The organism is Salinimicrobium oceani (assembly GCF_012037645.1).
The window spans coordinates 1-382 of the sequence record NZ_JAAVJR010000965.1 but is presented as its reverse complement, the minus strand read 5'-3'; the positions used below and the strand labels follow the sequence as shown (position 1 = coordinate 382).

The 382-nt window shown below is 41.6% G+C and carries 1 protein-coding gene; it reads left to right on the top strand.

Annotation, left to right across the window (positions count from 1 at the left end):
- Window positions 1–66 precede the first annotated feature (66 nt).
- Complete coding sequence (locus HC175_RS20280) at window positions 67–327, top strand: hypothetical protein (protein WP_168024278.1); 261 nt, start codon at window positions 67–69, stop codon at window positions 325–327.
- Window positions 328–382 lie beyond the last annotated feature (55 nt).

Below are 382 nucleotides of genomic sequence, written 5' to 3'. Positions count from 1 at the left end.
AAGAAGTTGGATCTAAAGACCCAACGCGATAAGAACCGGCACAGAAATCACGAAAAACTAAAGTAAATGCGCATTTTAGAAGACATTAAAAATCCCGATTACTGGATCAAAGTATTACAACTGGCAACAATTTTCTTTGTGATCTTTGTAGGGCTTTCTCTGATCATTTCCCATTTCAGGCAAATAGTCTCCGGAGATTTTGCTGCAATTTATCAGGATGAGTTCGCCAATGGCAAATGGGTGGAATATCTGCTTATTAAAGCAGCCATTAGTTTTGTTTATGCCATGTACATGACCAGCAGGCGCAGGAATTTCAGGCCACAATAATGGATCTGCGGCTCTCCACTCATTCCCGGGATCTCTCCGGAACTATAGCAGTTAC